General features: G+C 72.7%; 24 protein-coding genes. 13 read left to right on the top strand and 11 right to left on the bottom strand.

Translation table 11 applies throughout. The features are described 5' to 3' along the window. Positions 1 to 188 precede the first annotated feature (188 nt). Positions 189 to 1,598 (top strand): ABC transporter substrate-binding protein, encoded by a 1,410-nt coding sequence (locus E1269_RS29315; protein ID WP_162606685.1) that lies wholly within the window; start codon positions 189 to 191, stop codon positions 1,596 to 1,598. A 310-nt stretch (positions 1,599 to 1,908) separates the two neighbouring features. Continuing rightward, on the top strand, positions 1,909 to 3,168 hold the full coding sequence (locus E1269_RS29310; protein WP_203434192.1) for an endonuclease/exonuclease/phosphatase family protein: 1,260 nt from the start codon (positions 1,909 to 1,911) through the stop codon (positions 3,166 to 3,168). A 49-nt stretch (positions 3,169 to 3,217) separates the two neighbouring features. Here E1269_RS29310 and E1269_RS29305 read toward each other — a convergent pair whose 3' ends face one another. The 3 genes from E1269_RS29305 to E1269_RS29295 form a co-directional block, all read right to left on the bottom strand. After that, a complete protein-coding gene (locus E1269_RS29305) occupies positions 3,218 to 3,475 on the bottom strand; it encodes a hypothetical protein (protein WP_131901327.1) in 258 nt (85 codons plus the stop codon). Between the two features lie 338 nt (positions 3,476 to 3,813). Then, on the bottom strand, positions 3,814 to 6,294 hold the full coding sequence (locus E1269_RS29300) for an ATP-binding protein (RefSeq protein ID WP_131901325.1): 2,481 nt from the start codon (positions 6,292 to 6,294) through the stop codon (positions 3,814 to 3,816). A gap of 398 nt (positions 6,295 to 6,692) precedes the next feature. Beyond that, positions 6,693 to 8,111 (bottom strand): GH1 family beta-glucosidase, encoded by a 1,419-nt coding sequence (locus tag E1269_RS29295; RefSeq protein WP_131901323.1) that lies wholly within the window; start codon positions 8,109 to 8,111, stop codon positions 6,693 to 6,695. A gap of 200 nt (positions 8,112 to 8,311) precedes the next feature. Here E1269_RS29295 and E1269_RS29290 point away from each other — a divergent pair, with 200 nt between their 5' ends. Both E1269_RS29290 and E1269_RS29285 read left to right on the top strand, forming a co-directional pair. Beyond that, entirely contained in the window at positions 8,312 to 9,463 is a 1,152-nt protein-coding gene (locus E1269_RS29290) for a sensor histidine kinase (protein ID WP_131901321.1), read from the top strand. Then, positions 9,460 to 10,137 carry a response regulator gene (locus E1269_RS29285; RefSeq protein WP_131901319.1) on the top strand — a complete coding sequence of 226 codons (678 nt, stop codon included), beginning with the start codon at positions 9,460 to 9,462 and terminating at the stop codon, positions 10,135 to 10,137. Before E1269_RS29290 ends, E1269_RS29285 begins: the two co-directional genes overlap by 4 nt. Here the strand turns inward: E1269_RS29285 and E1269_RS29280 are convergent. Next, entirely contained in the window at positions 10,098 to 11,261 is a 1,164-nt protein-coding gene (locus tag E1269_RS29280; RefSeq protein ID WP_131901317.1) for a hypothetical protein, read from the bottom strand. The two genes, E1269_RS29285 and E1269_RS29280, sit on opposite strands and share 40 nt — an antisense overlap. 3 nt (positions 11,262 to 11,264) lie before the next feature. Then, entirely contained in the window at positions 11,265 to 12,083 is an 819-nt protein-coding gene (locus E1269_RS29275; protein ID WP_131901315.1) for a hypothetical protein, read from the bottom strand. A 297-nt stretch (positions 12,084 to 12,380) separates the two neighbouring features. On the opposite strand from E1269_RS29275, the gene E1269_RS29270 reads away from it, so the two are divergent. Continuing rightward, complete coding sequence (locus E1269_RS29270; RefSeq protein WP_131901337.1) at positions 12,381 to 14,477, top strand: MMPL family transporter; 2,097 nt, start codon at positions 12,381 to 12,383, stop codon at positions 14,475 to 14,477. A gap of 168 nt (positions 14,478 to 14,645) precedes the next feature. On the opposite strand, the gene E1269_RS29265 is transcribed toward E1269_RS29270, so the two are convergent. Beyond that, on the bottom strand, positions 14,646 to 15,146 hold the full coding sequence (locus tag E1269_RS29265; RefSeq protein ID WP_131901313.1) for a DUF1203 domain-containing protein: 501 nt from the start codon (positions 15,144 to 15,146) through the stop codon (positions 14,646 to 14,648). 84 nt (positions 15,147 to 15,230) lie between these two features. On the opposite strand from E1269_RS29265, the gene E1269_RS29260 reads away from it, so the two are divergent. Then, positions 15,231 to 15,794, top strand: a complete 564-nt coding sequence (locus E1269_RS29260) for a GNAT family N-acetyltransferase (protein ID WP_131901311.1) — start codon at positions 15,231 to 15,233, stop codon at positions 15,792 to 15,794. Between the two features lie 8 nt (positions 15,795 to 15,802). Here the strand turns inward: E1269_RS29260 and E1269_RS29255 are convergent, their stop codons facing one another. Then, the gene (locus E1269_RS29255; protein ID WP_131901310.1) at positions 15,803 to 16,465 is read right to left on the bottom strand and encodes a response regulator; all 663 of its coding nucleotides are present in this window, start codon (positions 16,463 to 16,465) and stop codon (positions 15,803 to 15,805) included. Further along, the gene (locus tag E1269_RS29250; RefSeq protein WP_203434190.1) at positions 16,462 to 17,787 is read right to left on the bottom strand and encodes a sensor histidine kinase; all 1,326 of its coding nucleotides are present in this window, start codon (positions 17,785 to 17,787) and stop codon (positions 16,462 to 16,464) included. The genes E1269_RS29255 and E1269_RS29250 overlap by 4 nt, the downstream gene beginning before the upstream one ends. A 132-nt stretch (positions 17,788 to 17,919) precedes the next feature. Here E1269_RS29250 and E1269_RS29245 point away from each other — a divergent pair, with 132 nt between their 5' ends. The 4 genes from E1269_RS29245 to E1269_RS29230 are packed head-to-tail and all read left to right on the top strand — an operon-like array spanning position 17,920 to position 21,648. Beyond that, positions 17,920 to 18,816 carry an ABC transporter ATP-binding protein gene (locus E1269_RS29245; protein ID WP_131901308.1) on the top strand — a complete coding sequence of 299 codons (897 nt, stop codon included), beginning with the start codon at positions 17,920 to 17,922 and terminating at the stop codon, positions 18,814 to 18,816. Beyond that, entirely contained in the window at positions 18,816 to 19,607 is a 792-nt protein-coding gene (locus tag E1269_RS29240) for an ABC transporter permease (RefSeq protein ID WP_131901306.1), read from the top strand. Before E1269_RS29245 ends, E1269_RS29240 begins: the two co-directional genes overlap by 1 nt. Continuing rightward, a complete protein-coding gene (locus E1269_RS29235) occupies positions 19,604 to 20,323 on the top strand; it encodes a YqeB family protein (RefSeq protein WP_203434189.1) in 720 nt (239 codons plus the stop codon). Before E1269_RS29240 ends, E1269_RS29235 begins: the two co-directional genes overlap by 4 nt. Continuing rightward, a complete protein-coding gene (locus tag E1269_RS29230) occupies positions 20,320 to 21,648 on the top strand; it encodes a M20/M25/M40 family metallo-hydrolase (RefSeq protein WP_131901304.1) in 1,329 nt (442 codons plus the stop codon). Before E1269_RS29235 ends, E1269_RS29230 begins: the two co-directional genes overlap by 4 nt. A gap of 145 nt (positions 21,649 to 21,793) precedes the next feature. Here E1269_RS29230 and E1269_RS29225 read toward each other — a convergent pair whose 3' ends face one another. Beyond that, on the bottom strand, positions 21,794 to 22,012 hold the full coding sequence (locus tag E1269_RS29225) for a DUF5703 family protein (RefSeq protein ID WP_239001068.1): 219 nt from the start codon (positions 22,010 to 22,012) through the stop codon (positions 21,794 to 21,796). 54 nt (positions 22,013 to 22,066) lie between these two features. Here E1269_RS29225 and E1269_RS29220 point away from each other — a divergent pair, with 54 nt between their 5' ends. Then, entirely contained in the window at positions 22,067 to 22,687 is a 621-nt protein-coding gene (locus E1269_RS29220) for a hypothetical protein (protein WP_131901300.1), read from the top strand. Positions 22,688 to 22,691: 4 nt separating this feature from the next. On the opposite strand, the gene E1269_RS29215 is transcribed toward E1269_RS29220, so the two are convergent. Then, positions 22,692 to 23,666, bottom strand: coding sequence for an aldo/keto reductase (locus tag E1269_RS29215; protein ID WP_131901298.1), 975 nt, complete (start codon positions 23,664 to 23,666; stop codon positions 22,692 to 22,694). Positions 23,667 to 23,755: 89 nt separating this feature from the next. Here E1269_RS29215 and E1269_RS29210 point away from each other — a divergent pair, with 89 nt between their 5' ends. Then, positions 23,756 to 24,823, top strand: coding sequence for an LLM class F420-dependent oxidoreductase (locus E1269_RS29210; RefSeq protein WP_131901296.1), 1,068 nt, complete (start codon positions 23,756 to 23,758; stop codon positions 24,821 to 24,823). A 37-nt stretch (positions 24,824 to 24,860) separates the two neighbouring features. Continuing rightward, the gene (locus E1269_RS29205) at positions 24,861 to 25,790 is read left to right on the top strand and encodes an undecaprenyl-diphosphate phosphatase (protein WP_131901294.1); all 930 of its coding nucleotides are present in this window, start codon (positions 24,861 to 24,863) and stop codon (positions 25,788 to 25,790) included. Positions 25,791 to 25,834: 44 nt separating this feature from the next. On the opposite strand, the gene E1269_RS33155 is transcribed toward E1269_RS29205, so the two are convergent. Further along, on the bottom strand, positions 25,835 to 26,978 hold a 1,144-nt coding region (locus E1269_RS33155), incomplete at its 5' end, for a M23 family metallopeptidase (protein ID WP_203434188.1).

Here is a 26,978-nt window from a genome sequence, read left to right as displayed (position 1 = left end):
CGGCACCGACTACGGGCCCATGTTCGCCGGCTACATGCTCGCCAGCCTCCCCCTGCTCCTCCTGTTCACCTTCCTGTCCAAATACTTCCTCGCCGGCGTCCAAGGCGGACTGCCCGGCTCACACTGAGGCCGACGAGAGGACCCCCATGTCTGTGCACCCGCAACGACGCAGGTCAGCATCGACGCTGGTGATAGCGCTCGCCGCCACGTCGATGATCGCCGCCGCGTGCGGCGGTGGCGACGACGGCGGCTCCGAGGGCGAGGTGACCATCACGCTGTCCGGGCCCAACCAGTGGAACAACGACCCGCAGAGCTTTGGCCCGGCGTGGGAGGAGCTGATCGACCGGTTCGAGGAGACCGAGCCGGACATCAACGTCGAGACCACGGTCCTGCCAGTCGCCGAGTTCGCCCAGACGCTGTCCACCCAGCTGTCCGCCGGCACCGCACCGGAGCTGATCTTCAACCAGGCGCCGCACACGCCGGACCAGGTGGTCGCCCTCGACGACTACCTGACCGAGCCGAACCCGTACGTCGAGGGCAACCAGGCCTGGGTGGACCTGTTCAACCAGGACTACTTCGGGCCCGACGCCAGCGGCGCGCGCAACGCCGCCGGCAACTACGAGTTCATCCCGTTCAACCTGGTCATCGTCGGTGTGTACTACAACGCCGACATCCTGGCCGAGGCCGGTGTCGAGGCGCCGATCGCGTCGTGGGGCGAGCTGATGGACGCCTGCGGCGCCATCACCGACGCCGGCTACGTGCCGTTCTCGATGGACCAGGGCTGGCTGGGCCAGGGCTGGACCCTTGGCATCATCGGCTCGATGCTGCTCAACTCCTACGCGGAGGAGTGGAACCAGTTCGCCGCCGACGGTCAGCCGGGCACCGCCGCCCAGTTGACCCCGAAGAGCATGGCCAGGGCCATTCTCACCGGCGAGCTGGACCCGGCGTCGTCACCCGAGGTGGCCGAGACGATGCGGTTGCTCAAGCAGTTCTTCGAGGAGTGCGCTACGCCGAACTGGTCCGGTGTGTCCGGCGGCGCGGCGTTCATCGGCCACGACGACTTCGTCGGCGGGCGGGCGGCCATGACCTACGGCACCAACTTCGCCGCGGAGAACCTCGCCGACGTCGACTGGGAGTGGAGCACCATGCCGTTCCCGACCGTCACCGAACAGGACAGCGACCTCTCCACCGGTCAGCAGGCGCAGTTCGGCGCGGCCGTCGGCGGCACCAGCTACATGATCCCCGCCACCACCGAGGGCGAGGAGCTGGAGGCGGCGATCAAGTTCCTGCAGTTCGTCAGCAGCCCCGAGCACGGCCAGCCGTGGCTGGATGGCTCCGGCGGCATCCCGGCCGCGGCCGATGCCGCGCCGGCTCCCGGCCTGGAGAGCCTGATGACCGGCGCCTGGTTCGAGACGCCGACGGTGCCGGCCATCACGTTCGTCCCCAAGGCGAAGAGCGGCCAGTCCGTCTACGACGGCTTCCTGCTCGACAACAAGTCGCTGGACGACCAGCTCGCGGAGATGCAGTCGGACTGGACCGAATGGGCCCGTGAGGTGGCCGCGGACGGCGGCTGGACCGAGGACTGGGCGCAGGGCTGACCGTTCCCGGTGATCAGGTTCCCTCGGGCGGCTCAGCGACCGTGAGGGAACCTGATCAGGGGAGGGGCCAGCGGCCGGGAGAACCAGGACGAGCACGATCCGAGCGCCGAGCGAGCTGACGACGAGCGCGTCGGCCAGCCTGCGCCCGCTGCCGACCGCGTCGACGACGACGCCGGGCTGGTCGCCGCGCGCCCCGGCACAGGCGGCCGTCACGTGAAACGACTCAAGCCTCCCGCCACGGGAACGTGTCACCTGCCGTTCGCCGGGTGGGTCTACGGTTACCCGGTTCGGTCACCACGGGAGGAGACCCATGCGCATCTCGATCCGCCCCGTCGCGGTGGCGGCGGCCTCGGCCACGACCGCCGCGATGCTGGCCGCGGGCGCCGTCGCACCGGCGAACGCCTCGTCCGCCGCGGCCAAGGCCGGCCAGGGCGCCGCCACGATCCGCGTCGCCACCTACAACCTGAGCCTCAACCGGGCCGCCGAGGGCGAGCTCGTCAGCGACGTGTCCACCGGCGACGACGCCCAGGCGCGCGCGGTCGCCGAGGTCATCCAGCGCACCCGGCCCGACATCGTGCTGCTCAACGAGTTCGACTACGTGCCCGACGGGGTGGCGGCCGACCTGTTCCGCGAGAACTACCTCGAGGTCGGGCAGGGAGGCGCCGACCCGGTCGAATACCCGTACGCCTACGTCGCGCCCTCCAACACCGGGATCCCCAGTGGCTTCGACCTGAACAACGACGGCACCGTCGGCGGTGGCGACGACGCGTACGGCTTCGGGCTGTTCCCCGGCCAGTACGGCATGGCGGTGCTCTCACGCTTCCCGATCGACACCGAGGACGTGCGCACGTTCCAGGAGTTCCGCTGGGCGGACCTGCCGGGCGCCCTCCTGCCCGACGACCCGTCGACGCCGGCGCCGGCGGACTGGTTCTCGCCGGAGGAGCTGGAGGTGGTGAGGTTGTCGAGCAAGTCGCACTGGGACGTGCCGGTCCAGGTCGGCGGCCGGGTCGTGCACGTGCTGGTCTCGCACCCGACGCCGCCGACGTTCGACGGCGCGGAGGACCGCAACGGCCGACGCAACCACGACGAGATCCGGTTCTGGGCCGACTACGTGGGGCCGGGGCGGGCGTCGTACATCTACGACGACGACGGCGTGCGCGGCGGCCTGAAGCCGGGCTCGTCGTTCGTGATCTTGGGCGACCAGAACAGTGACCCCGTCGACGGCGATTCCGTGCCGGGCGCCATCCAGCAGCTCCTGGACCACCCGCGGATCGTCGACCCGCTGCCGGTCTCGGCCGGCGCGCCGGAGGCAGCCGAGCTGCAAGGTGGCGCGAACGCCACCCACGAGGGCGACCCGCGGTACGACACCGCGGACTTCGCCGACACCGAGCCAGGCAACCTGCGCGCGGACTACGTGCTGCCGTCGCGGCAGCTGCGCCCGGTCGGCGCCGGCGTGTTCTGGCCGGTGCGCTCGGACCCGCTGGCGCGGCTGACCGGTGAGTTCCCGTTCCCCACCAGCGACCACCGTCTGGTCTGGGTCGACGTACGCGTGCCCGGCGGCGCCCGGTGAAATGATCACGTTCAGCACGAAATCTCGTGTCGCACCACGCTTGTAAGCCTCATGAGGATCGGGCAGGCCTGGTGATGAGACCGGGGCCCGGAGGCCTCCTCGCATCGCTGGTAGCCCCGAGCAGCGCCACCACGACCGCGCAGACCGGGATCGAGACCGCCAGGTGGACCAACCAGGCGCCGGTGCGTGTGGGCACGCCCCAGGCCCCGTCGTACGGCCCGTCGTCGACCAGGCCGTAGAGTGCGCCCCGGGCCACCGCCAGGCAGGCGATCGCCAGCAGCACGAGCTGGACGATGCGCAGGGCCACGGGCAGGACTGTATTGGTCACGGTGGTCATGTCCGGCGACGGAGCTCCGCACCGCTGGTCGTCACCCTGTGGAGCCATCCTCAGGTGCTACCAGGAAGGCAGCCCGTCACGAGGGCGCGCTCGGTTGTCAGGCCATTGTCAGGGTGCTGTAGCTGTTGCGGCGCGCGCCGGCACGAAAGAGTTGTGCCCGCGGGGGGAGAGTGCCGGACGGACCAGTTGGGTGGACATGGCTGATGCCGGCGCCGCAGACCTTGGCCGGCTGCGCGTCTAGCGGGGGGCAAGACCGCAGCCGGCCGGGGCACCTGATTCACGTGTTCCGGCCGCACTGTCTGGGTGCGCTACCAGGGCGTGTCGAGGGTGCTGAGGGTATTGGGTGGGTACCCGTCGGCCACGGCGTGCAGGGGCGTGGCCTGGCCGGCGCCCCAGGCATGGGCGAAGGCACGCTCGCCGAGGGCGGCGGCGACCGCGGCGAGCGTCTCATCGGTCTCGGCCCGTTCGCACAGGGGCACCGGCGCGCCGATGGTCTCGCGGACAGCGGCCGCCGCGCCGAGCAGGAATGCCGCGTAGGCGGCGTTGCCGTGCTGCTGCGCCACCGCCGCCAGCGTCTCCAGGACGCTGGCCGCGCGCCATTTGTCGCCCAGCTGCTGGTGCTCGGCGAGGCTTTCGTCGAGCAGGTGGATCGCCCGCTCCAGCCGGCCCTGGCGACGGGCCACCACGCCGAGCTGGTTCAGCGACCAGCCCACGCCCTCACGGTAGCCGAGGCGCTGGGCACGGCCGAGGCTCTGGTGCAGCAACTGCTCGGCCGTTGACAGATCGCCGGAGTACAGCGCGATCACACCCAGGCTGATCTGCGACCACGTGATGCCCTCGCCGTCACCGTTGCGCTGGAAATAGGCCAGCGCCGCGCCGGCGTGCTCGCCCGCCCGGCCGAAGTCCAGGCGCAGCCACGACACGAACCCGAGGTGGTGCCGGGCCCAAGCGACCCCGGCCGGGTCCGACCGCTGCTGGTAGAGGCCGAGGCTCTCCAGGTGCAGTTCGTACGCGTGGTCGTAGTCGGCACGCTCGCGGGCGATGCCGCCCAGATGGCGCAGGGTCAGGGCAGCGCCCAGGGCGTCGCCGGAGCGCCGGTACATCGCCAGCGCCTCCTCCAGCCGGGCGGCGGCGTCGTCGTAATCGCACTGGAGGAACGCCAGATACCCGGCGCCGCGCAGAGCACCGGCCTGCGCGACCGACGAGACCGCGTCCGGCTGTTCGCGACTGATCGCCAGCGCCGACTCCAGCCAGTCGCGGCCCTCGGTGTAGTGGCCACGCAGGTAGAAGTAGCGCCACAGCGCGGCGGCCAGCCGCATCGCGTCGTCGGCGCGCTCGCGCCCGATGGCCCGGCCGAGTGCGACGCGCAGGTTGTCGAGCTCGATGTCCAGGTGGTCGAGGACGCCGGCCTGCGTGTCGCCGCCGAGACCGGCCTCGGCCTGCTCGGCGAGCGCGACGAAGTAGGCGAGGTGCCGCTGCTCGACCTCGGCCCGTCGGCCGCTGTCGTCCAGCCGCCGGCCGGCATACTGACGGATGACGGAGAACATCGAGTAGCGCGCCTCGGCGGCATCGCGCTCGATGAGGATGAGTGACTTGTCGATCAGCCGCCCGGTGAGGTCGAGGATCGCCGCCTGCGATGCGTCGGTGCTGCCGTCGGGCCAGCAGACGGCGACGGCGGCGTCGAGCGTCCAGCCGCCGGAGAACGTGGAGATGCCTTCGAAGAACCGCTGCTCGTCGGGGCTGAGGAGGTTGTAGCTCCAGTCCAAGGCGGCGTCGATCGTCTGCTGGCGCTGCGGCGCGGTGCGGCTGCCGCCGGCGAGGATGCGCGAGGAGGTCTCGAGCTCGTCGGCGATCTGCTCGATGGTCAGCACGTTCACCCGGGCGGCGGCCAGCTCGAGGGCGAGCGGGATGCCCTGCACGCTGCGGCAGGCCCGGCTGACGTGGACGAGGCGGTCGTCGCGCGGGTGCACCCCGTGCGCGGCCGCGCGGGCAAGGAACATCCGCACCGCGTCGGCCTCGCGGATCTCCTCCAGTCCGGCCCGCGACGGCGGCACAGCCAGCGGCTGCACCTGCCGGACCACCTCGCCGGGAACCCGCAGCAGCTCGCGGCTGGTGGCGATGATGGTGAGCCGCGGGCAGCGCTGCAGCAGCGTGCTGCACAGCGACGCACACGTCTCGACCGCATGCTCACAGTTGTCCAGGACCAGCAGCATCTGCCGGCCGCCGATGTGTTCGGCCAGTGCGTCCAGCTCGGCGGCGTCGGACGCCGTTCGCAGCCCGATGGCCGACGCGACGGCGTCGGTGACCTCCGGGCCGTTCGGGCTGCCCTCAAGCGACACCCAGCAGACGCCGGCCTCGAAGTGCCGGCGGACCGCGGTGGCCACGGCGACCGCGAGGCGGGTTTTGCCGACGCCGCCCAGGCCGGTCAGCGTGACCAGCCGGACCCCGCCGTGGTTGAGCAGAGCCGTGGTCTCGGCCAGCTCGGTGGACCGGCCGATGAGCCGGTCCGGCGGCAGCGGCGGGCCCTGGACCTGCGGCGTGTAGCCCGACGGCGAGCGCCGCAAGGACTCGATGAACTGGGCGAGCTGGGCGTTGTCGAGATTCAGCGCGGTGGCCAGCAGCCGCACCGTCAGCGGGCGGGGCGCGCGTCGCCGCCCGCGCTCGAGAGCGGCCACCGCATCGGAGCTGAGACCGGCCTTCTCGGCGAGCTCCTCCTGCGACAGGCCGGCAGCCTGCCGGTGTCGCCGCAGCAGAGCCGCGAAGTCGTCGATCCCGTTCCTGGCCGACACGCCCCAATAACCTCCGAGATGCCTCGGGGACAGCGGTGAAATCGTACCGGGTCGATCATGGACACAACCGGCCCTTCGAGCACGCTTTCACGCCAGATGACGTGGCGGAAGACCCCACGGGCGTCGGGCTCGCCGGTCGGCCAGGTTGTCGCCGGGCGATCGAGCCGGCGGAGGGGGACCGTGGTGCGGCGGCGAGGACGGGCGGCCGGACGCCTGATCGCGACATCCGTCCTGGTCACAGCAGGTTTGATCGCCGTGGGCTGGTCGGCGTCCCCCGCGCGGTGCCGTGGCTCGGCCCGCTGTTGCTCGCCGGCCTGGTCACGCTGGCCTTGACCGTGATCACCAACGGTTTCGGGGGCCATCACACCCGAGACCGTTGATGATCACGGGCGGGGCGCTCAGGCGCCGTCGCCCAGGCCATTGCGCGCGATGACGCCGCTGTACCAGTGTGCGGAGTCCTTCCAGGTGCGCCGGAGGGTGTCGTAGTCGACCCGGATGAGGCCGAAGCGCCGGTCGAAGCCGAAGGACCACTCGAAGTTGTCCATGAGCGACCACGCGAAGTAGCCGCGCACTTCCGCGCCGGCGTCGACGGCGGTACCGACCGCGGCGATGTGGTCGCGCAGGTAGTCCACCCGCAACGGGTCGTGCACCACGCCGTCGGGGGACACGGTGTCGGCGAACGCCGCGCCGTTCTCGGTGACCATGAGCGGCTGGCCGGGGTACTCGCGGTGGATCCGCAGCAGCAGCTCGGTCATGCCGCTGGGGTCGATGTTCCAGCCCATCGCGGTGTAGGGGCCGTCGGGGCGGATGAACTCGACGTCGTCGGCGCCCACCCAGGGCGAGGCCGCGGCGTCGTCGTGGCCGTCGTCCTCCGAACGCGGGCCGGTGCCGTCCCAGCGGCGCACCAGCGCGGTGGAGTAGTAGTTGACCCCCAACACGTCCAGCGGGATGCGGGCGGCGGCGGTGTCGCCGTCGCGGACGAACGACCAGTCGGTGACGTGTGCGGTGTCGGCCAGCAGGTCGTCGGGGTAGGCGCCCTCGAGCACCGGGCCGAGGAAGGCCCGGTTGGCCAGCGCGTCGATGCGCCGGACGGCGTCGAGGTCGGCCTCGCTTGCCGGGTCGGCTGGGCGGATGACGTGCAGGTTCAGCGTCAGGGACAGCTGCGCGGACGGCGCGGCCCGGCGGATCGCCTGGCCGGCCAGGCCGTGGGCGAGGTTGAGGTGGTGCACCGCGGCCAGCGCGGCGGCGGGCTCGGCTCGGCCGGGCGCGTGCGCGCCGGAGGCGTAGCCCAGGTAGGCGCTGCACCACGGCTCGTTCAGCGTGGTCCAGGTGTGCACGCGGTCGCCGAGCTCGCCGGCGACCATCTCGGCGTACTCGGCGAAGCGGTAGGCGGTGTCGCGGGCCGGCCAGCCGCCGGCGTCCTCGAGATCCTGGGGGAGGTCCCAGTGGTAGAGCGTGGCCACCGGCTGGATGCCGCGCTCCAGCAGGCCGTCGAGGAGCCGCGAGTAGAAGTCGAGGCCCTCGCGGTTGAGCGGGCCGCGGCCGCCGGGCAGCACCCGCGGCCAGGCGATGGAGAACCGGTAGGCGGTCAGGCCGAGGTCGGCGATGTGCCCGAGGTCCTCGGGCCAGCGGTGGTAGTGGTCGCAGGCGACGTCCCCGGTGTCGCCGTTGAGCGTCTTGCCCGGGGTGTGCGAGAAGGTGTCCCAGATGGACGGGCCGCGCCCGCCCTCCTTGGCCGCACCCTCGATTTGATACGAGGCCGTCGCCGACCCCCACACGAAGCCGTCGGGGAACTGGCGGCCGTTGCCGGTGCTCATGTCGGAACTCCTCGGTTGTGAGGTGGAGCGTCGATGAGGGGACGTCGGTGGAGCGGAGGGACGAACCGGGTACAGCATGCCCGACGACACAGACAGTCGTCCGCGCCGCCCAGCACGTGGTCACACCCCAGGCTTGGCGCGGACCGCGAGGTCGCAGGCGGCGGTGAGTCCCAGAAGGGGAATCAAATTAGGGTGTGACCATGGCCGACGTCGCTCAACAACCGCGTGACCGGTGGCGCGGCGGCATCGGTGACGCCCGCGACGCCGTCCTGGCCGCGGTGGTCGGCGTGTTCGTGGTGCTCACGACGGCGCTGGAGTCGCTCGCCCCGATCGCGTTCCGCGGCGTGCCGGCGCTGGGCTGGCTGCTCATGGTCGTCGGGTCGGCGGCATTGGCTTGGCGGCGGCGGTTCCCGGTCACCGTCGGCGTCGTCACCCTGGTGGCCTCGATGATCTACTACCCGGCCGTCAACCCGGACGGTGCCCTGCTGGTGACGCCGCTCATCGCGCTGTACACGGTCGCGGCGACCGGCCGGCTGGCGGCGGCCGTCGTGCTCGGCGCGGTGGCTGCGGTCGGGACTGGGTTGGGCGAGCTCGGCACCGAGGCCGACCCACTCGGCGACGCCGGCCTGTTCCTGCTGATCAGCTGGCTGGTGGCGGTGGTCGCCGTCGGCGGGGTCGCATATACGCGCGAGCGCGGCCGTGACGAGGCGCTGCGCAACCGGGCCACCGAGGAGCGCCTGCGCATAGCCCGCGAGCTGCACGACGTCCTCGGCCACAACATCTCGCTGATCAACGTCCAGGCCGGCGCCGCACTGCACGGCCTGGCGCGCGACCCCGGCCCGTCCTCGTCGGAGCTGGCCACCGAGGCGCTCACCGCGATCAAGGACACCAGCCGCGAGGCGCTGCGTGAGCTGCGGGCCACGCTCGGCGTGCTGCGCCAGGTCGACGACACCGCACCGACGGCGCCCGCGCCCGGTCTGCGCACACTCGAGGCGCTGGTGGAACGCACCCGAGCCGTCGGCCTCGACGTCGACCTGCACACAGCGGGCGACCCGGTGCCGCTGCCGCCCGCGGTCGACGTCGCCGCCTACCGAATCGTCCAGGAGGCCCTGACCAACGTCACGCGCCACGCCCGGGCCGGCGCGGTCGTCGTGCGGGTCGGCTACGGGCGCGATGATGTGACGGTGGACGTCCAGGACGATGGGCGCGGCGGCCCGGTGGGCGCCGGCAGCGGCATCGAAGGCATGCGTGCCCGCGCCGGCGCACTCGGCGGCACCCTGTCGGCGGGGGAGCGGCTCGAGGGCGGGTTCCGCGTCACCGCGTGCATCCCGTACCGGGAGGCGGGCCGATGAGCGGCGACGTCGTCCGGGTCGTGCTCGCCGACGACCAGCGGCTGGTCCGGGCCGGCTTCCGGTCCATCCTCGACGGCGAGCCCGACATCGAGGTGGTGGGGGAGGCCGCCGACGGCGCCGAGGCGCTGGAACTGGTGCGCCACTCCCGTCCCGGCGTGGTGCTCATGGACGTGCGGATGCCGGAGCTGGACGGGCTGGAGGCGACCCGGCGCATCGTCGCCGACCCGCGGCTCGCCGGGGTCCGCGTCGTCATCCTCACCACGTTCGACCTCGACGAGTACGTGTACGGCGCGCTGCGCGCCGGCGCCAGCGGCTTCCTGGTCAAGGACACCGAGCCGATGGAGCTCATCCACGCCGTCCGGGTGGTCGCCCGCGGTGACGCGCTCATCGCGCCGTCGGTGACCCGGCGCCTCATCTCCGAGATCGCCGGCCGGGTGGCCAAGCCGGCGCCGAGCCCGCGGCTGAACGCGCTGACCGAGCGCGAGCGCGAGGTGCTCGGACTGGTCGCGGCCGGCCTGTCCAACGACGAGATCGCCGCCCGCCTCGTGCTCAGCCCGGCCACGGCGAAGACCCACGTCAGCCGCATCATGACCAAGCTCGACGCGCGCGACCGGGCGCAGCTGGTGGTGCTGGCCTACGAGGCCGGGCTGGTGAGGCCCGGCTGGCTCGGCTGACCGCGTCGTCGCGCCACGACGGCACGAGCCGCGGCATGGACCGCGGCGAAGCCCGCGGCGACGACGGGCGCGGTGAACACGGTGGAGGCGAGGCCCGACGGCGGCACGAGCAACCCCAGCACGCCGGCCGGCCCGGGCTGGTCCTGGGCGCCGAGGCCGGCGTCGAGCACGCCGACGTGCGTCACGACGGCCAGCGTGTAGGCGAGCCAGGCCGCGAGGAGTGTCGTCGCCGGGCCGGTGCGCAGCGGCTGGGTGCGGAGTTGGAACCAGGCCAGGGCGAAGACGAGGAGGAACACCTGCAGCGCGTACAGCCGCAGGAACCACCGTCGCCCGGAGTCCAGGACCAACGCGGCCAGGTCCGGCGGTCCGTCGCCCACCGTGCCGACGAGCGACCGGACGCAGCCGGCCTCGCCGCGCTCGCCCAGGCACCACAGCCGGGCTACCGGCTCGAACCCGCGCGACAGCAGCTCGGGCGCGACCCGCATGGCGACGTAGCCGGCCAGCGCCGCCACCACCGCCACCCCGATGCGGGGCCACAGCGTGTCCATCGGCCCGCGCAGCAGGAGCAGCAGCGTCCGGCGGCTGACCACGACCTCGCCGTCCGGCCCGCGCTCCCACAGCCGGTCGGCGTGCACCACACCCACGACCAGCGCCCCGGCGAACGCGACGAGCATGACGTGACCCGCCGCGTTCTGGGCGTCCGCCATCACCTGCAGCAGGTTCTCGCCGCGTTCGGTGTCGAACGCCAGGTCGCCGACGTTCGTGACGACCAGCGCGACGACGTTCGCCAGCGGCGCGAACAGCGGAAGTGCTACGGCGACGACGACCGGCCGGGTCCACTCGTCGGCCGTGACGACGGCCAGCAACCACACGGCCGCGAGGAGCACGCCGACGAACACCGCCGCCCACAGCGCCTCGACCAGGTACGCGGGCCAGCCGGAGCGGTCGGCGTACAGCAGCGTCTGTGACACGGTCTGGAACCGCAGCCGGTCGCCCAGCGCCTCCGGTGATCCGAGCGCGTCGGCCCAGGTCACCTGTGCCGGGAGGGCTCCGACCATGATCATCGAAAGGATGCCCGCCAGGCCCGCCCGCAGTGGGCGCCCGCGCAGGATCGGCCGCCGCACGGCTCAGCCCGCCGCCGACACGCGCAGCGGCGCGCCGTCGTCGTCGAGGACGTCGGTGTGCACCGTCTGGCCGTCCCACCAGGTGATGGTGGCCTGCCAGTCGGTGTCGTGGGCCATGGTGCGTCCCACCAGGGTGAACGAGTAGAAGTCGTCGGGACGGACGACGAGCGGCAGCTGGATGCCCTCGCCGAGCCTCTCCGCCTCCTCCCGCGCCGCGGCCTGCTGGTCGCTCTGCTGCAGGTACGAGGCCGGCACCTCGCGGCCCAGCGGCAGCGTGTCGAGGTCGACGACGAGGTAGTCGGGCTCGTCCGTCTCGTCCTCGCCGCCGCAGCTCAGCGGCCCGAAGGTGGTCCCGGCGACCGGGTCGCGGCGGTCCATCACGGTGATCGAGATGTCGCGGATCTCGATCGCCTCGTCGGCGCCGCGCAGGCTCACGTCGGCCCACACCCGGTCGGCGTGGACCAGCAGCCCGTCGCGCTCCCAGCGGGTGAACTGCCGGTCGTCGGCCTGCACGAGACGGTCGAGCAGGCCGGCGCCCTCGGGCGTCACCGTCCACACGGAGAAGCACGACCCGTTGTGCTGCTCGGCCAGGATGGCGACGCGGTCACCGAAGGCCGCGTTCCAGGCGGCGGCCAGCAGCGGCGTGGCGCCGAGCACCACCGTGGCCACCAAGCCGTAGAAGGCGAGCCTGTTGCCGGTGCCCAGGGCGCGATGCCAGCTGCGGAACCGCTCGACGCGGCCGGGACGCGGGGGTGGCGGTGACGGCTGACTGGGCTGCTCGCCTGGCTCGGCCTCCGGCTCCGTCACGGCGTCGTCGCTCACTTGGCTCCCTGCCTCCGCGTGAGTCAGACATCTTAGGGGACCGCGCCGGAACCCTCCGCCGCCCGTGACAATCCGCAACCCACGGTGTAGTGGCCGCCGCTGGTCGCAACCACCGCAGTAGGCCAAGTGTCGTCCCCGGCCGGACGACGTGGACGGCCTCCCGCCGCCACGCTGGGCGCGACACCGGCCCATCCCGCGCTCATGGAGGTTCCCACCGTGTCCATTCAGACCCCCGCCGGACCGGCGGCCGACCGCCGGCTGGATCGGCTCGCCGGCTGGTCGCAGCGGCACCACTGGCTGGCCATCGTGCTGTGGGTCGGTGTGCTGGTGGCCATCACGGCCACGTCGCAGGGGGTCGGGGACGACTACCACGACGAGCACACCCTGCCCGGCACCGGGTCGCAGCGGCTCTCCGACACCCTCGAGGAGAATGCCCCGGCGCAGGCCGGCGACACCGTCCAGGTGGTGCTCCACGACGAGGCCGGGCTCGACGGCGCCGACCAGGAGCGAGCGGTGTCGATGCTGGGTGACCTCGCCGCGCTACCGCACGTCGTCGCCGTCGCCGACCCGTTCCGGACACCCGGCGCGGTCTCGGCCGACGAGACGATCGCCTACGCCACCGTCACCCTCGACGGCACCAGCACCGACGTACCGGCGGACGCCGTCCGGGAGATCATCGACACCGCGCGCGACGCCGCCGGCGACGGCCTGGAGGTCGAGCTGGGCGGCGACGCCGTGCGAGCCGCGGAGGAGGCCGAGGGCGGCGCGGCCGAGGGCGCGGGCATGCTCGCCGCACTGGTGATCCTCGTGTTCATGTTCGGCTCGTTCCTGGCCGCGACACTGCCCCTGATCACCGCGATCCTCGCGGTCGGCAGCACGCTCGGGGTGATCGCGCTGCTGTCGAACGTCGTGACGATCGCGACCTACACGCCGCCGCTGATGATGCTGGTCGGCATCGGCGTCGGCATCGACTACGCGCTCCTGGTGTTCGCCCGCTACCGCTCGGAGCTGCTGCACGGCGCGGATCGGCAGGCCGCCGCGCGCACCGCGCTGGACACCGCTGGCCGGTCGGTCACCTTCGCCGGCTGCACCGTGATCATCGCCCTGCTGGGGCTGTTCGCGCTGGGGCTGGGGTCGCTACAGGGCGTGGCGCTGGCCGTCGCCCTCACCGTCCTGGTGACCATGGTGGCGTCGCTGACGCTGCTGCCGTCGCTGCTGACGGTGTTCGGCTCCCGGATCGAGAGGCGGATCGTCAAGCACGCCGAGCGGTCGAAGCGCGAGCCGGGTGCGCGGTGGCGCCGGCTGGCCGACGGGGTCCGGCGCCGGCCGCTGCCCGCCCTGGTCGCCGCGGTCGCGATACTGCTGGCGCTGTCCGCGCCCGCGCTGGGCATGCGGCTGGGGTTCGCCGACGCCGGCAACGAGTCCGACTCGTCCACCAGCAGGCAGGCCTACGACCTGCTCGCCGAGGGCTTCGGACCCGGCTTCAACGGCCCGCTGATCGTCCTGGCCGACGGAGGTGACGGCGCGGAGCTCGCCGGCGCGCTGGACGGTACCGAGGGCGTCGCCGGGGTGGTGCCGCCGCAGCCGATCGAGGGCACCGACCTGGCGCTGGTGATCGCGTTCCCGGATTCCGCGCCTCAGGACGAAGCCACCTCTGACCTGGTGAACCGGCTGCGCGACGACGTGCTGCCGCAGCTGTCGGCGTCGACGGGTGCCACGTACCTCGTCGGCGGGTCGACGGCCGCGGCGGAGGACTTCGCCGACGCGGTGAGCGACCGGCTGCCGCTGTTCGTCGCCGTCGTCGTCGGGCTGTCCGCGCTACTGCTCATGGCGGTGTTCCGCTCGGTGTGGGTGCCGGCGAAGGCGGCCGTGCTCAACCTGCTGAGCATCGGCGCGTCACTCGGCGTGGTGACCCTGGTGTTCGGCGAGGGCATGTTCGGCGTCCCGGCCGGCCCGATCGAGGCGTTCGTACCAGTGATGATCTTCGCGATCGTCTTCGGCCTCTCGATGGACTACGAGGTCTTCCTCGTCTCCCGCATGCACGAGGAGTGGCGCCGCAGTGGCGACGCCGTCCGGGCCGTCCGCGAAGGGCTGGCCACCACCGGCGGCGTCATCACGGCCGTCGCGGCGATCATGGTCGTGGTGTTCGGGGCGTTCCTGCTCAGCCCTGACCGGATGCTGCAGCAGTTCGGCCTGGGCCTGGCGGTCGCGGTGTTCCTCGACGCCGTCGTCATCCGCTGCCTGATCGTGCCGGCGGTCATGAGCCTGCTGGGGGTGCGGGCCTGGTGGCTGCCGCGGTGGCTGGACCGGGTGCTGCCGCGGTTCGCCCTGGAACGGCCCGAGGTGGAGCGGCCTGACGTCGAGCACGGCGTCGCCGGGCGCCGGGGCCGGTAGCCGGCCTACCCGACCGCCGGGCCCGCCTTGATCAACAACGATCCGCGACATCACCAGGCGTTCTCGCGCTCCACCAGGCGGCCTACAAGCATGGTGAAGCACACACAGTCCTCGTGATGCCAGCGATCGTTGATGATCACGAGACACAGCGAGGGCCGGTGACCGGCCTCAGGACGGGCGGCGGACTTCGGTGTGGAAGCAGCCGAACTCGACCGCGCGGACGTGCACGAGCTCGACGGCGGGGTCGGCGAACAGGTCGTCCAGTGCGGCTTCGGCCACGATCCGCGCGGCGCTCGGTGCCGGGTCGACCAGCAGGCCGCCGACGATGTGGCCGCGCTTGTCGTAGCCGCGGAACACCCGCCGGGAGGAGGCGACCGCGGCCGGGAAGCCGTCGCCGTCGGGACCTGAGCACTCGTCGGCGTGCAGGAACACCGGCCCGACCTCGTCGTAGGCGCCGGGCTCGGCACCGTGCTCGGCCGCCCACCGGCGCAGCGGCGCGTACGACACCAGGACGATCGACTCGCCGGGCGTGCTGCGACGCAGGCAGCAGCGCAGCGGCGCGCCGCCATCGTCGTCGACGAACGGGGTGCGGGTCTCGCCGGCGTCGTCGCGGACCCGCAGGGCGGTGGCCACGTCGGCGGGAATCGCGTGGTAGCGGTATGTCGTCATGACTCCAGGGTGCGTTCGGGCAGGCGCCGATGCTGGCGGAAAAAGGACGCGGCATCGGAGGGTCGCGGTGCCTACGATGACCGGGTGTCCGAACTGGATTACCCGATCACCACCGACCGCCTGACCATCCGCCCGTTCACCGAAGACGACCTCGACGCGCTGCACCGGCTGCACTCCCACCCCGACGTGGCGCGCTACATGTACTGGGAGCCGTGGCCGCGGGGCAGGACGGTCGAGGCGCTGGGCCGACGCATCCAGACCCCCACCCTCGCCCGTGAGGGCGACAGCCTCGACCTGGCCGTGATCCGCGACGACACCGGCGAATTCACCGGCGAGGTCCATCTGCAGTGGCTCAGCGCCGAGCACCGGCGCGGCGAGATCGGGTTCGCGTTCCACCCAGACCACCACGGTCACGGGTTCGCCCGCGAAGCGACGGTGGAGATGCTCCGGCTCGGCTTCGAGACGTTCGGCCTGCGCCGCATCATCGGGCGCTGCGACGCCGCCAACGCCGCGTCGGCCGGCCTGATGGAACGGCTAGGCATGCGGCGCGAGGCCCACTTCGTCGACAACGAGTTCGTCAAGGGCGTGTGGGCCAGCGAGTACGACTACGCCATGCTCGCCTCGGAGTGGCCCGAGCACGGGGGCTAGCGCGAGCCTCAGACCAGGCCGGCGTCGTGCACCAGCAGCGCGATTTGCACTCGGTTGTTCAGCCCGAGCTTCGTCAGCACCCGCGAGACGTGCGCCTTGACGGTGGCGATGCTCATGTAGAGCTCGGCGCTGATCTCCGCGTTGGACTTGCCGTGCGCGATCGCGACCGCCACCTCGCGCTCCCGGTCGGACAGCTCGGCCAGCTGGGCGGCCGCCTGCCGCAGCCTGGAGCCGTCGTCGCCGTCGGCCACGTGCGCGATGAGCTGGCGGGTGACGGACGGCGACAGGATCGGCTCGCCGGCGGCGGCCCGGCGCACCGCCGCGACGATGTCGGCCGGCGGGGTGTCCTTGAGCAGGAACCCGGTGGCGCCCGCGCGCAGCGCGCGCAGGACGTGGTCGTCGGTGTCGAACGTGGTGAGGATGACGATCTCCGGTGGGTCCGGGCGCCGGCGCAGCGCCTCCGTGGCGGCGAGGCCGTCGACCTTCGGCATCCGGATGTCCATGAGCACGACGTCGGGCTCGGCCGACTCGACCAGGGCCGGCACGTCCGCGCCGTCGGCGGCCTCGCCGACGATGCGCAGGTCCGGCACGCCGGCGAGCATCATCGACAGCCCCGCGCGCACGAGCGCGTCGTCGTCGACGATGAGCACGTTCACGACCTCGTCCGTCATGCCGGCCACGGTAGCCAGGCTCGCACCCGGAAGTCGCCGTCCGGCGTGATTCCGTGGTCGAGCCGGCCGCCGGCGAGCTCCACCCGCTCGGACAGTCCGATCAGGCCGGTTCCGGTACCGGGGATCTCCGAACGGGTCGCCGAGCCCACCGGCAACCGGTTGCGGATCTCCACCTCGAGCCCGTCGCCCGGGCCGCCGGCCAGCGTCACGCAGACGCCCGTGCCGCGGGCGTGCTTGCGCACGTTGGTCAGCGACTCCTGGACCACGCGGTAGGCGCAGCGGGCCACCGCGGGCGGCGGCTCGGCGTCGTCGCCGGTGAGCTCGTCGACGAGGCTGACCCGCATGCCGGCCTGGCGGGACTCCTCGGCCAGCGCCGGCAGCTGGGCGAGGGTGGGCTGCGGCCGGTCGAGGTCGTCGTCCGACGACGGGGCCCGCAGCACGCCGATGATCTCGCGGAGGTCCTGCAGCGCCTGGTGCGCACTGGACCGGATGACCGACGCGGCCCGGGCGATGTCGTCGCCGGGCGCGTCGGGCCGGTACTCCAGCGCACCCGCGTGCACGCTCAACAGGGAGATGCGGTGCGCGAGCACGTCGTGCATCTCGCGCGCGATGCGCTCGCGCTCGAGGTGCCGGGCCCGCTCGACCCGCAGCGCGGCCTCGGACTCGGCCTGGTGGGCCCGCTCTCGCAGTGACAGCACGAGCTGGCGGCGGGCCCGCACGAACATCCCCCACAGCGTGATGGCCACGACACCCAGGACGGTGAAGGCCAGCATGCCGCGGTAGGACAGGTCGAGATCGGGATAGACGCCGTAGAAGACCAGGCCCGATGCGACGTTCAGCAGCGCGATTGCGACGGCGACCACGTACCGGCGGTGCACGGCGACCGTGAACAGCAGGATCATCGTCGCCCCGGCGATGGAGGCGACGACGGTGCCGACTATCGCGGCCGCCACCGCCAGCTGGACCGGCCAGCGCCGCCGCCACCACAGCGCCACGCAGGCGATCGCGCCGACGACGAGGTCGAGCAGCTGCACCATCTCCGGCGGGTCGTTCCGCATCGCGGTGTCGTACGACATCAGCCCGACCACGACGGCGATGGCGAAGCACAGTGCGTCCACGACCCAGTCGCGCACCGATCGCCGGACCCGCCCGCCGCCGACGGCATCGGCGGGGTCCGGGTCGACCAGCAGCATCCCGGGCAGCAGCGACGGCAGCTCCGGCTGCCGCGCCTGAGCCGGTTCCTGCACCTCCGACTCGGCCGGCCGCCGCTGCGCGGGCTCGGCCGGCAGGTCGGCCGGGCTCGAGCCGGCGGGGGTGCTCATGGCACACCACGCTACGAGCCGATCGGCTCGCGCGGGTAGCGACCAAGGTCGATCGGCGCGTAGACCTTGGTTTGGCGGCGCGAGCCCCGCGGCCGACGCGCGCGGCCCGTCCGGACCACCACCGTGGTTGCCATGATCACTGTCGAGCACCTGACGAAGGGCTACGGTGCCGTCACCGCCGTCGACGACGTGTCGTTCGAGTGCGTGCCGGGCACGGTCACCGGGTTCCTCGGGCCGAACGGCGCCGGGAAGTCCACCACGATGCGGATGATCTGCGGGCTCACGCCGCCGACGTCCGGCGGGTCCACCGTCAACGGCGTCGCCTTCCGCGACCTGCCCAACCCGGGACGCCACATCGGTGTCCTGCTGGACGCTTCGGCGCAGCACGCCGGCCGTACCGGCCGCGAGGTCCTCGGCCTGTCCGCGCGGCTGCTCGGGGTCAGCCAGCAGCGGGTGACCGAGATGCTCGAGCTGGTCGGGCTGGCCGGTCCCGCGGAGAAGCGCCGGGTGGGCAACTACTCGCTCGGCATGCGGCAGCGGCTGGGCCTGGCGCACGCGCTGCTTGGCGACCCGACCGTCCTCATGCTCGACGAGCCCGCCAACGGGCTGGACCCCGAGGGCATCTACTGGATGCGCAGCGTCCTGCGCGACTTCGCCGACCGCGGCGGCACCGTCATGCTCTCCTCCCACCTGCTGCGCGAGGTCGAGGCCGTCGCCGACCACCTCGTCGTCATCGGCAACGGGAAGATCGTCGCGGACGGCGCCAAGGACGAGTTGCTGCACAGCGGCGGGCTGTATGTCCGCGGCCTGGCCACCGACGCGCTGGAGAAGGTGCTCGTCGACGCGGGGCTGTCGTCGCAGCCCACCCGTGACGGTGGCTTCGCCGTCGCCGGAGACGCCGAGACCGTCGGCCGGGCCGCCGCGGCCGCCGGCATCGTCCTGCTCGAGCTGCGCCCGGCCGACTCCGGCGGGCTCGAAGAGATGTTCCTGCGCCTGACCTCCAACGACTCCCGGAAGGACGCCGCCTGATGTCCGCCCTCACGACCGTCCCGGCCGCCGGCACGCACCGGCCGGCCCACACCAGACGCCCTTCGCTGGCCCGGCTGACCGCCGTCGAGCTGCGCAAGGCCACCGACACCCGCGCCGGGTTCTGGCTGCTGGCCGTCATCGCGCTGGTCGCGCTGGCCATCGTGGTGGTGCAGCTGTTCACCGGCAGCGCCGAGGACCGCAACTTCGCCGACTTCTTCGGCGGCGCCCAGCTCGGCACCGGGCTGCTGCTGCCCGTCGTCGGCATCCTGGCCGTCACCGGCGAGTGGTCGCAGCGCACCACCCTGGCGACGTTCGCGCTGGAGCCCCGGCGTGGGCGGGTCGTCGCGTCCAAGCTCGGCGCGAGCGCGCTGCTGGCGGTCGCCGTCGTCGCCGCCGGCCTGGTCTGGGCGGCGCTGGCCAACCTGCTCGCGCCGGTGGTCACAGACGCCTCCGCGAGCTGGGAGTTCGGTGCCGACGGCCTCGGCCGGGTGCTGCTCTTCCAGGTGATCAACGTGCTGGTCGGGTCGGCGTTCGGGCTGGCGCTGCTGAGCACGCCGCTGGCCATCGTCCTCTACTTCGTCCTACCCACGGCCTGGACGGTCCTCGGTAGCTTGATCTCCGCGCTGGAGACCCCGGCGCAGTGGCTCGACCTGTCCTCGACCACGACGGTGCTGCTGGACGGCGACCTGACCGGGCAGGCGTGGGCGCAGCTGGGCACGTCGGTGGCGTTGTGGCTGGCGCTGCCGCTGGCCCTGGGCCTGGTCCGGGTGCTGAGGTCGGAGGTGAAGTGAGCGTGGTTCCGGCCAACGGGACGGCCGGCGACGAGACCGTCGTCGGCCGCCCGGCCTGGCAGGCCGTACTGGTGTGGGTCGGGTTCCCGGTCGCCGGCGCGCTGCTGGGGCTGGGCCTGCGGCCACTGGCCGAGTGGATCCTCGACGTCGACTGGATCCCGGACTTCGGGCTCGCGCACGTGGTCGCGGAGCTGCCGCAGGCGCAGGGCACCATCGGCGCCGTCGTCGCCGTCGTCGCCGGCGTGGTGCTGGGTGTCGTGCTCGCGCTGACCGCGGAAGGCGAGGTGCTGCGGGTCGGCGTCGGCACCGGCCGGGTGAGCCTGACCCGCGACGGCGACACCCGCACGGTCCAGCGCGCGGACGTGCACTCGGTGTTCATGGACGGCAAGGCACTCGTGCTGTTGGGCCGGCACGGCGACGAGCTGGCGCGGGAGCCGTCGGACCTGGCTGCGGCCCGGTTGGAGGCCGCGTTCACCGCGCACGGCTACCCGTGGAGCTCCGCCGATCCGCACCGCGACGCCTACCGTCGGTGGGTTCCCGAGACGCCGGACCTGCCGCCCGGCGCGGACGCGGTCCTGAAGGCCCGGCAGCGGGCGCTCGAGCAGGGCGGGAAGGACGACGCGACGGAGCTGCGCGACGAGCTCGCCCGGCTGGGCGTGGTGGTGCGGGACGAGGACGAGAAGCAGTACTGGCGGCATGCCAGGATAGGTGGATGACCGACGCCTCGACGCCCGCCACAGGAACGCCCGACGCCGAGGTCGTCGACCTCTGCCGCGACCTGCTTCGCATCGACACCTCCAACTTCGGCGACGGCAGCGGACCGGGGGAGCGGAAGGCAGCCGAGTACGTCGCCGAGAAGCTCGCCGACGTCGGCCTCGAGACCACGGTCTTCGAGGCCGCGCCCGGCCGCACCACCGTCGTCACCCGGATCGACGGCGCCGACCCCGCCCGCACCGACGCGCTGCTGCTGCACGGCCACCTCGACGTCGTGCCCGCCGACGCGGCCGACTGGACGCACGACCCGTTCTCCGGCGAGATCGCCGACGAGTGCCTCTGGGGCCGCGGCGCGGTCGACATGAAGGACATGGACGCGATGATCCTGTCCGTCGTCCGCGACCGCGTGCGCACCGGACGGCTGCCGGCGCGGCCGCTGGTGCTGGCGTTCCTCGCCGACGAGGAGGCCGGCGGCGGTCTCGGCGCGCACTGGGCCGTCGACCACCGGCCGGAGCTGTTCGACGGCGTCACCGAGGCCATCAGCGAGGTCGGCGGGTTCAGCGTCACCGTCCGCGACGACCTCCGGCTCTACCTGGTCGAGACCGCCCAGAAGGGCATCGACTGGATGCGCCTGACGGTCGAGGGCCGGGCCGGACACGGCTCCATGGTGAGCACCGCCAACGCGGTCACCGAGCTTGCCGAGGCGGTGGCCCGGGTGGGCCGCTACGAGTGGCCGATCCGGCTCACCCCCACCGCGCGCGCGTTCCTCGAGGAGGCCGGCCAGGCATTCGGCCTCGAGTTCGACCCGGACGACCCCGAGGCGCTGCTGACCGCCCTGGGCGACGCCGGCCGTATCGTCCGCGCCACCCTGCGCAACACCGCCAACCCGACCATGCTGCGCGCCGGCTACAAGCACAATGTCATCCCCGGAAAGGCCGAGGCCTACATCGACGGGCGATTCCTCCCCGGCTACGAGGAGGAGTTCCACGCGACCCTCGACTCCGTCCTGGGACCGGGAGTCAAACGCGAGTCGGTGGTCCACGACATCGCGGTCGAGACGACCTTCGACGGCCCGCTCGTCGAGGCGATGGGCGAGGCGCTGCTGGCCGAGGACCCCGGCGCGCGGACCGTCCCCTACTGCCTGTCCGGCGGCACCGACGCGAAGTCGTTCAGCCTCCTGGGCATCCGCAACTTCGGGTTCGCGCCGCTCCGGCTCCCACCGGGCCTGGAGTTCGCCGGCATGTTCCACGGCGTCGACGAGCGCGTCCCGATCGACGGCCTCCAGTTCGGCGCTCGCGTCCTGGACCGCCTCCTCGACCTCGCCTGAGGCTCGCCGCTAGCCGCGCGCCTCGCCGCGCCCGCCCGCCACCACCCCGAAATGATCACGTTCAGCACGAAAACCCGTGTCGCACCATGCCTGCAATCCTGGTGACGCGCGGGAACGCCTAGTGATGACCCAAGCCCTCCTTGGCTCATAGCGTGGGGCGCACCCGCATGATCTTCCGACGCAGCACGACCTTGCGGGTGCCGTCGGGATTGAGACGCAGGCGAGCGAGCTCCCAGTGGCCGTGCTCCGCGTGCTCGGTGAGCAGGCGGCGGGCGGCGCCACGCGAGGTGTTGCGGGGGAGGAACAGGTGGCGGAACTCGTACTCGGTGGCCTGCGCGAACCGTGACGTGCGACTCGTCACCACCGACCACTCCATTCACGTATCTTGCCATGCCCGCAGCGGGTACGGTCGTGCACTGTGACCACGCCGCCGCACGACATCGAGCGCCTGCAGTCCGCGCTCGACGATCTCACCGACGCCCTGGAAGCCCACCTGCAGGCAAGCCTGGCCCGCACCGGCGAGTCCGATCCGGCCGTGCAGGTCGCCTACAGCAGGTTGCGCAATGTCGCCGACCGCTATGACGACCTGCTGTTCGAGCTGACCGACGAGGTCACCCCCTGGGAGTTCCCGGAGGAACCGCCGACGGACCTGGAGTTCGAGGATCCGTCCAGCGAGCCAGGGCTGGTCGGGGTGCTGGTACGGCGCGACTACGAGATCGACGACACCGACGCGCTGCTGGTGTCCGGCCGCGAGGCCTACGGCGAGCTGTACCCGCGGGACCCGGAGGAGTCCGCCGTCGCTGACGTGTCGCACCCCGGACGCGCCCTGTACCAGATGCTGCACGCCTACGGCGTCGACGGGCTGGACGAGCGGGCCGAGGACGCCGGGCTGCGTCCTCGCGGCGGGACGGTGTGGGTGCAGGCCCTGGTCCCCGGCGACGAGGGCACGCTCACCAGCGACCCGTTCGCGGTGGCCGACGAGGAGCTGCTGGTCTACCGCGTCGACGAGGTCATCCACACCGACGACGAGGTCCCGTGAGCGCTCAGCGGCTCTCCGGGTAGCCGGTCGCGATGGCCGACACCTCATCCAGCGCGGCGCGGATCTCCAGCGGCAGCGCGAGGTCGTCGGCGGCGAGGATGTCGCGCAGCTGGGTGGCCGTGCGGGCGCCGACGACGGCGGCCGTGACACCCGGGCGGTCGCGAACCCACGCCAGCGCAACCTCCAGCGGCAGCGCGTCCAGGCCGTCGGCGGCGGTGCAGACCGCCTCGACGATCTTCGCCGACCGGCCGTCCAGGTACGGGTCGACGAACGGTGCGAAGTGCGTGGTGGCCGCGCGGGAGTCCGCCGGGGTGCCGCTGCGGTACTTGCCGGTCAGCACGCCGCGCCCGAGTGGGGACCACGCGAGCAGGCCCAGCCCCAGCCGGTCCGCGGCTGGCAGCACCTCGCGCTCGATGCCGCGCTGCAGCAGGGAGTACTCGACCTGCGTGGACACCAGGGGCGCCTGGCTGCCGGCGGTCAGCCGCTGCCGCACCGAGGCCGCGGCGGTCTGCCAGCCGCTGTAGTTGGAGACGCCGACGTAGCGGGCCCGGCCGGAGGTGACCGCGTGCTCCAGCGCGCCGAGCGTTTCCTCCAGCGGGACCGCGTCGCTCCAGGTGTGCACCTGCCAGAGGTCGACGTAGTCGAGGTCGAGCCGATCGAGGGAGTCGTCGAGCTGGTCCAGCAGCGCCTTGCGTGAGACGTCGACGACACGCTGCCCGGACGCCCGCGAGATGCCGGCCTTGGTGGCGACGACGAGGTCCGCGCGGGGCACGGCGCTGTCGAGCAGGGCGCCGATGAGCCGCTCGCTCTCGCCGTTGCCGTAGGACGCCGCGGTGTCCAGCAGCGTGCCGCCGGCCTCGGCGAACGCCACGAGCTGCTCGCGTGCGTCATGCTGGTCGGTGTCGCGTCCCCACGTCATGGTGCCGAGCCCGAGCCGTGAGATCGACAGCCCGCTTCCCCCGAGTCGTCGCTGTTCCACGCCGTGAGGCTACCGGGTGGGTGCGCGGGCTCGGGGCCCGGATCGCCGGACGGGTAGAGTCCGCCAGAGTGTCTTCTGGGAGGTGGCGCATGCGGCTGGGGCTCAACCTGGGCTACTGGGGCGGCGGCGACAACGCCGTCAACCTGGCGCTGGCCAGGGAGGCCGAACGGCTGGGCTACAGCGTCGTGTGGGCCGCCGAGGCCTACGGCTCCGACGCGCCGACCGTGCTGGCCTGGGTCGCCGCGCAGACCGAGCGCATCGACGTCGGCAGCGCCGTCATGCAGATCCCGGCACGCACACCGGCCGCCACCGCGATGACAGCGGCCACGCTGGACGCCCTCTCCGGCGGACGGTTCCGGCTCGGGCTGGGCGTATCCGGGCCTCAGGTCTCCGAGGGCTGGCACGGCGTCCGCTTCGACCGTCCGCTGGCCCGCACCCGCGAGTACGTCGACGTCGTCCGGCTCGCCCTGACCCGGCAGCGGCTCACCTACGACGGCGACCACTGGCGGTTGCCGCTCCCGGACGGCCCCGGCAAGGCCCTGCAGCTGACCGTCCACCCGGTGCGCCCGGCCATCCCGCTCTACCTGGCCTCGATCGGGCCGCGCAACCTGGAGCTGACCGGTGAGATCGCCGACGGCTGGCTGGGCGTCTTCTTCGCGCCCGAGCACGCCGCGGAGTCGCTGGACCGGCTGCGCGCCGGACGCGAGAAGGCGGGCGTCACCCTGGACGGCTTCGACATCGTCCCGACGGTGCCCGTCGCGGTCGGCGACGACCCGGAGGCGTGCGCCGCGCCGATCCGCGCCTACTCCGCGCTGTACCTGGGCGGCATGGGCAGCCGCGAGCAGAACTTCTACAACGCGCTGGCGGTCCGGATGGGCTTCGGCGACGCCGCGCGCACCGTCCAGGACCTGTTCCTGGAGCGCAAGCATCGCGAGGCCGCCGCGGCCGTGCCGCTGGAGTTCGTCGACCGCACCGCGCTGATCGGCCCGCCGGAGCGCATCCGCGACCGGCTGCACGCCTACGCCGAGTCCGGAGTGACGACGCTGTCCGTCGCGGCCCACGCGGGCGACCTCGACACGCGCGTCGCGACGCTGCGCACCGTCGCCGAGGCGCTGGACGCCGCCGGGCTGGCGTCGTCGCCGTCGTCATCCTCATGAGCGTCTCGATCAGGTAACGGAGGAGTCGAACAGTCAGATGGAGTGGTTTCAGGCTGCCGTCCTGGGCGTCCTGCAGGGGCTGACGGAGTTCCTGCCGATCTCGTCCAGCGCGCATCTGCGCATCTACCCCGAGCTGTTCGGCTGGGAGGACCCGGGCGCGGCGTTCACCGCCGTCACCCAGATCGGCACCGAGTCCGCGGTGATCCTGTACTTCGCCCGCGACATCGGCCGCATCATCAACGCGTGGTTCCGGTCGCTGTTCTCCGGCTCGCGGTCGTCGAGCACGTCGACGGCGTCGGAGACGGTTCCGGCGGAAACGGTGCCAGCGCGACGCCGGCGGGCCGCGGAGCCGGTGCGCGGGCGCCGTCGCCGGCGCGAGGCTTACGACCCGCAGGATGCTCGCATGGGGTGGTACGTGATCATCGGGACCATCCCGATCGGCGCCATCGGCTTCGTGCTGCGCGATGTCATCGAGGACGACTTCCGCTCGCTGTGGATCATCGGCACGACGCTCGTGGTGCTCGGCGTCATCCTCGGCATCGCCGACCGCGTCGGCCGCAAGGACCGCGCCGTCGCCGAGCTCACCTACCGCGACGCGATCCTCGTCGGCTGCGCTCAGGCGTTGGCGCTGGTCCCCGGCGTGTCCCGGTCCGGCGCGTCCATCAGCATGGGCCTGTTCCTCGGCCTCGACCGCGCGGCCGCCGCCCGGTTCGCGTTCCTCCTGGCCATCCCGGCGGTGCTCGGGTCGGGCATCTTCGAGTGGCCCAGCGCCATGGAGGAGGGCTCGCCGTACGGCACCGGCCCCACCATCCTCGCGACCGTGATCGCGTTCTTCGTCGGCCTCGGCGTCATCGCGTGGTTCCTGTCCTGGCTTGAGCGGCGCTCGTTCGCGCCGTTCATCGGCTACCGGATCGCGCTGGGCCTGTTCACCCTCGGCATGCTGGCGACGGGGACCTGGCTCCCATGATCATCAACGGTTGGCGACGTCATACTGTCGCCAACCGTTGATGATCACGGGGTCGACGACGGCAGCGGGGCGCTTGCGACCCACGGCCACGGGTCGGTGTGCTGCCCGTCCAGCCGGACCTCGAAGTGCAGGTGCGGCCCGGTTGAGTACCCCGTCGACCCGATGTTGCCGATGTACTGGCCCTTCTCGACGCGCTGGCCCGGGCCGACGATGAGGTCGGCCTGGTGGGCGTACATCGTCGTCAGCCGCTGGCCGTTCACCAGGCCGTGGTCGACGATGACCATGTTGCCGTACGCGTTGTTCCAGCCGGCCTCGATGACGGTGCCGGCGTCGGCTGCGTAGATGCGCCCGTCGCCGCGGCCGAAGTCCAGGCCGGTGTGCATCTTCACGTAACCCAGGATTGGGTGCATCCGGGGCCCGTACTCCGACGTCGTCGGGCCGGTGGCCGGGCGGACGAACGTGCCGGTGCCGTAGCCGGGACCGTAGTCGATGGTGGTGAGCAGCTCGCCGACCGCGGTGGACTCCTGCAGCAGCTCCATGTAGCGCTGGTAGTCCTCCAGCTTGGCCTGCTCGGCCGCCTGCAGCGCGGCCTCCACCAGGCTTGTCGTGTTGTCCAGGACCTGCTGGGCGGCGAGCGCTGCCTGCTCGGCCGCCTCGCGGGCGGCCAGCGACTGGCTCGCGGCGTCGGCGCTCTGCTCGCGCTGGCTGCGCTGCGCCTCCAGCCGGGCGTGGGCGTTGCTCAGCTCGGCCTGGTCGACCGCCATCTGCTCCAGCGCGGCGTCACCGGTGCGCAGCATCGCGCGCAGGCCCATGTAGCGGGCGGCGAGCTCGTCGGGCGACTCCGCCGCGAGCACGACGCCCATGGCGCTGAGGTTGTTGCCCTGGTAGGCCTGCCGCGCCAGCGCCCCGAGGGCGTTGCGGGTGGCCTGGGTGCGCGCGTCGAGCTCGTCGATCTCGCGCTGGGTGCGTGCGACGGCCTCGGTGGCGATGGCCAGCTGCTGGCGGGCCTGCTCGTCGGTGGCACGGGCGTCGTCGGCGGCCGCGGAAGCCTCCGCGAACGACGTGCGCGCTGCCTCGAGGTCGCCCATGACCTGCGACAGCAGCCGCTGCGCCTCCGCGACCGCGACCGTCTGCGCGCCGTCGAGGGCCTGCTCGTAGGCCTCGTTCGGGTCGGCGGGTGGGGTGGGC

The sequence above is a fragment of the Jiangella asiatica genome, assembly GCF_004349065.1.
In the GTDB taxonomy this organism is placed as follows: Bacteria; Actinomycetota; Actinomycetes; order Jiangellales; family Jiangellaceae; genus Jiangella; species Jiangella asiatica.
The sequence above is the reverse complement of the archived record's forward strand: the minus strand, read 5'-3'. Positions and strand labels throughout refer to the sequence as shown.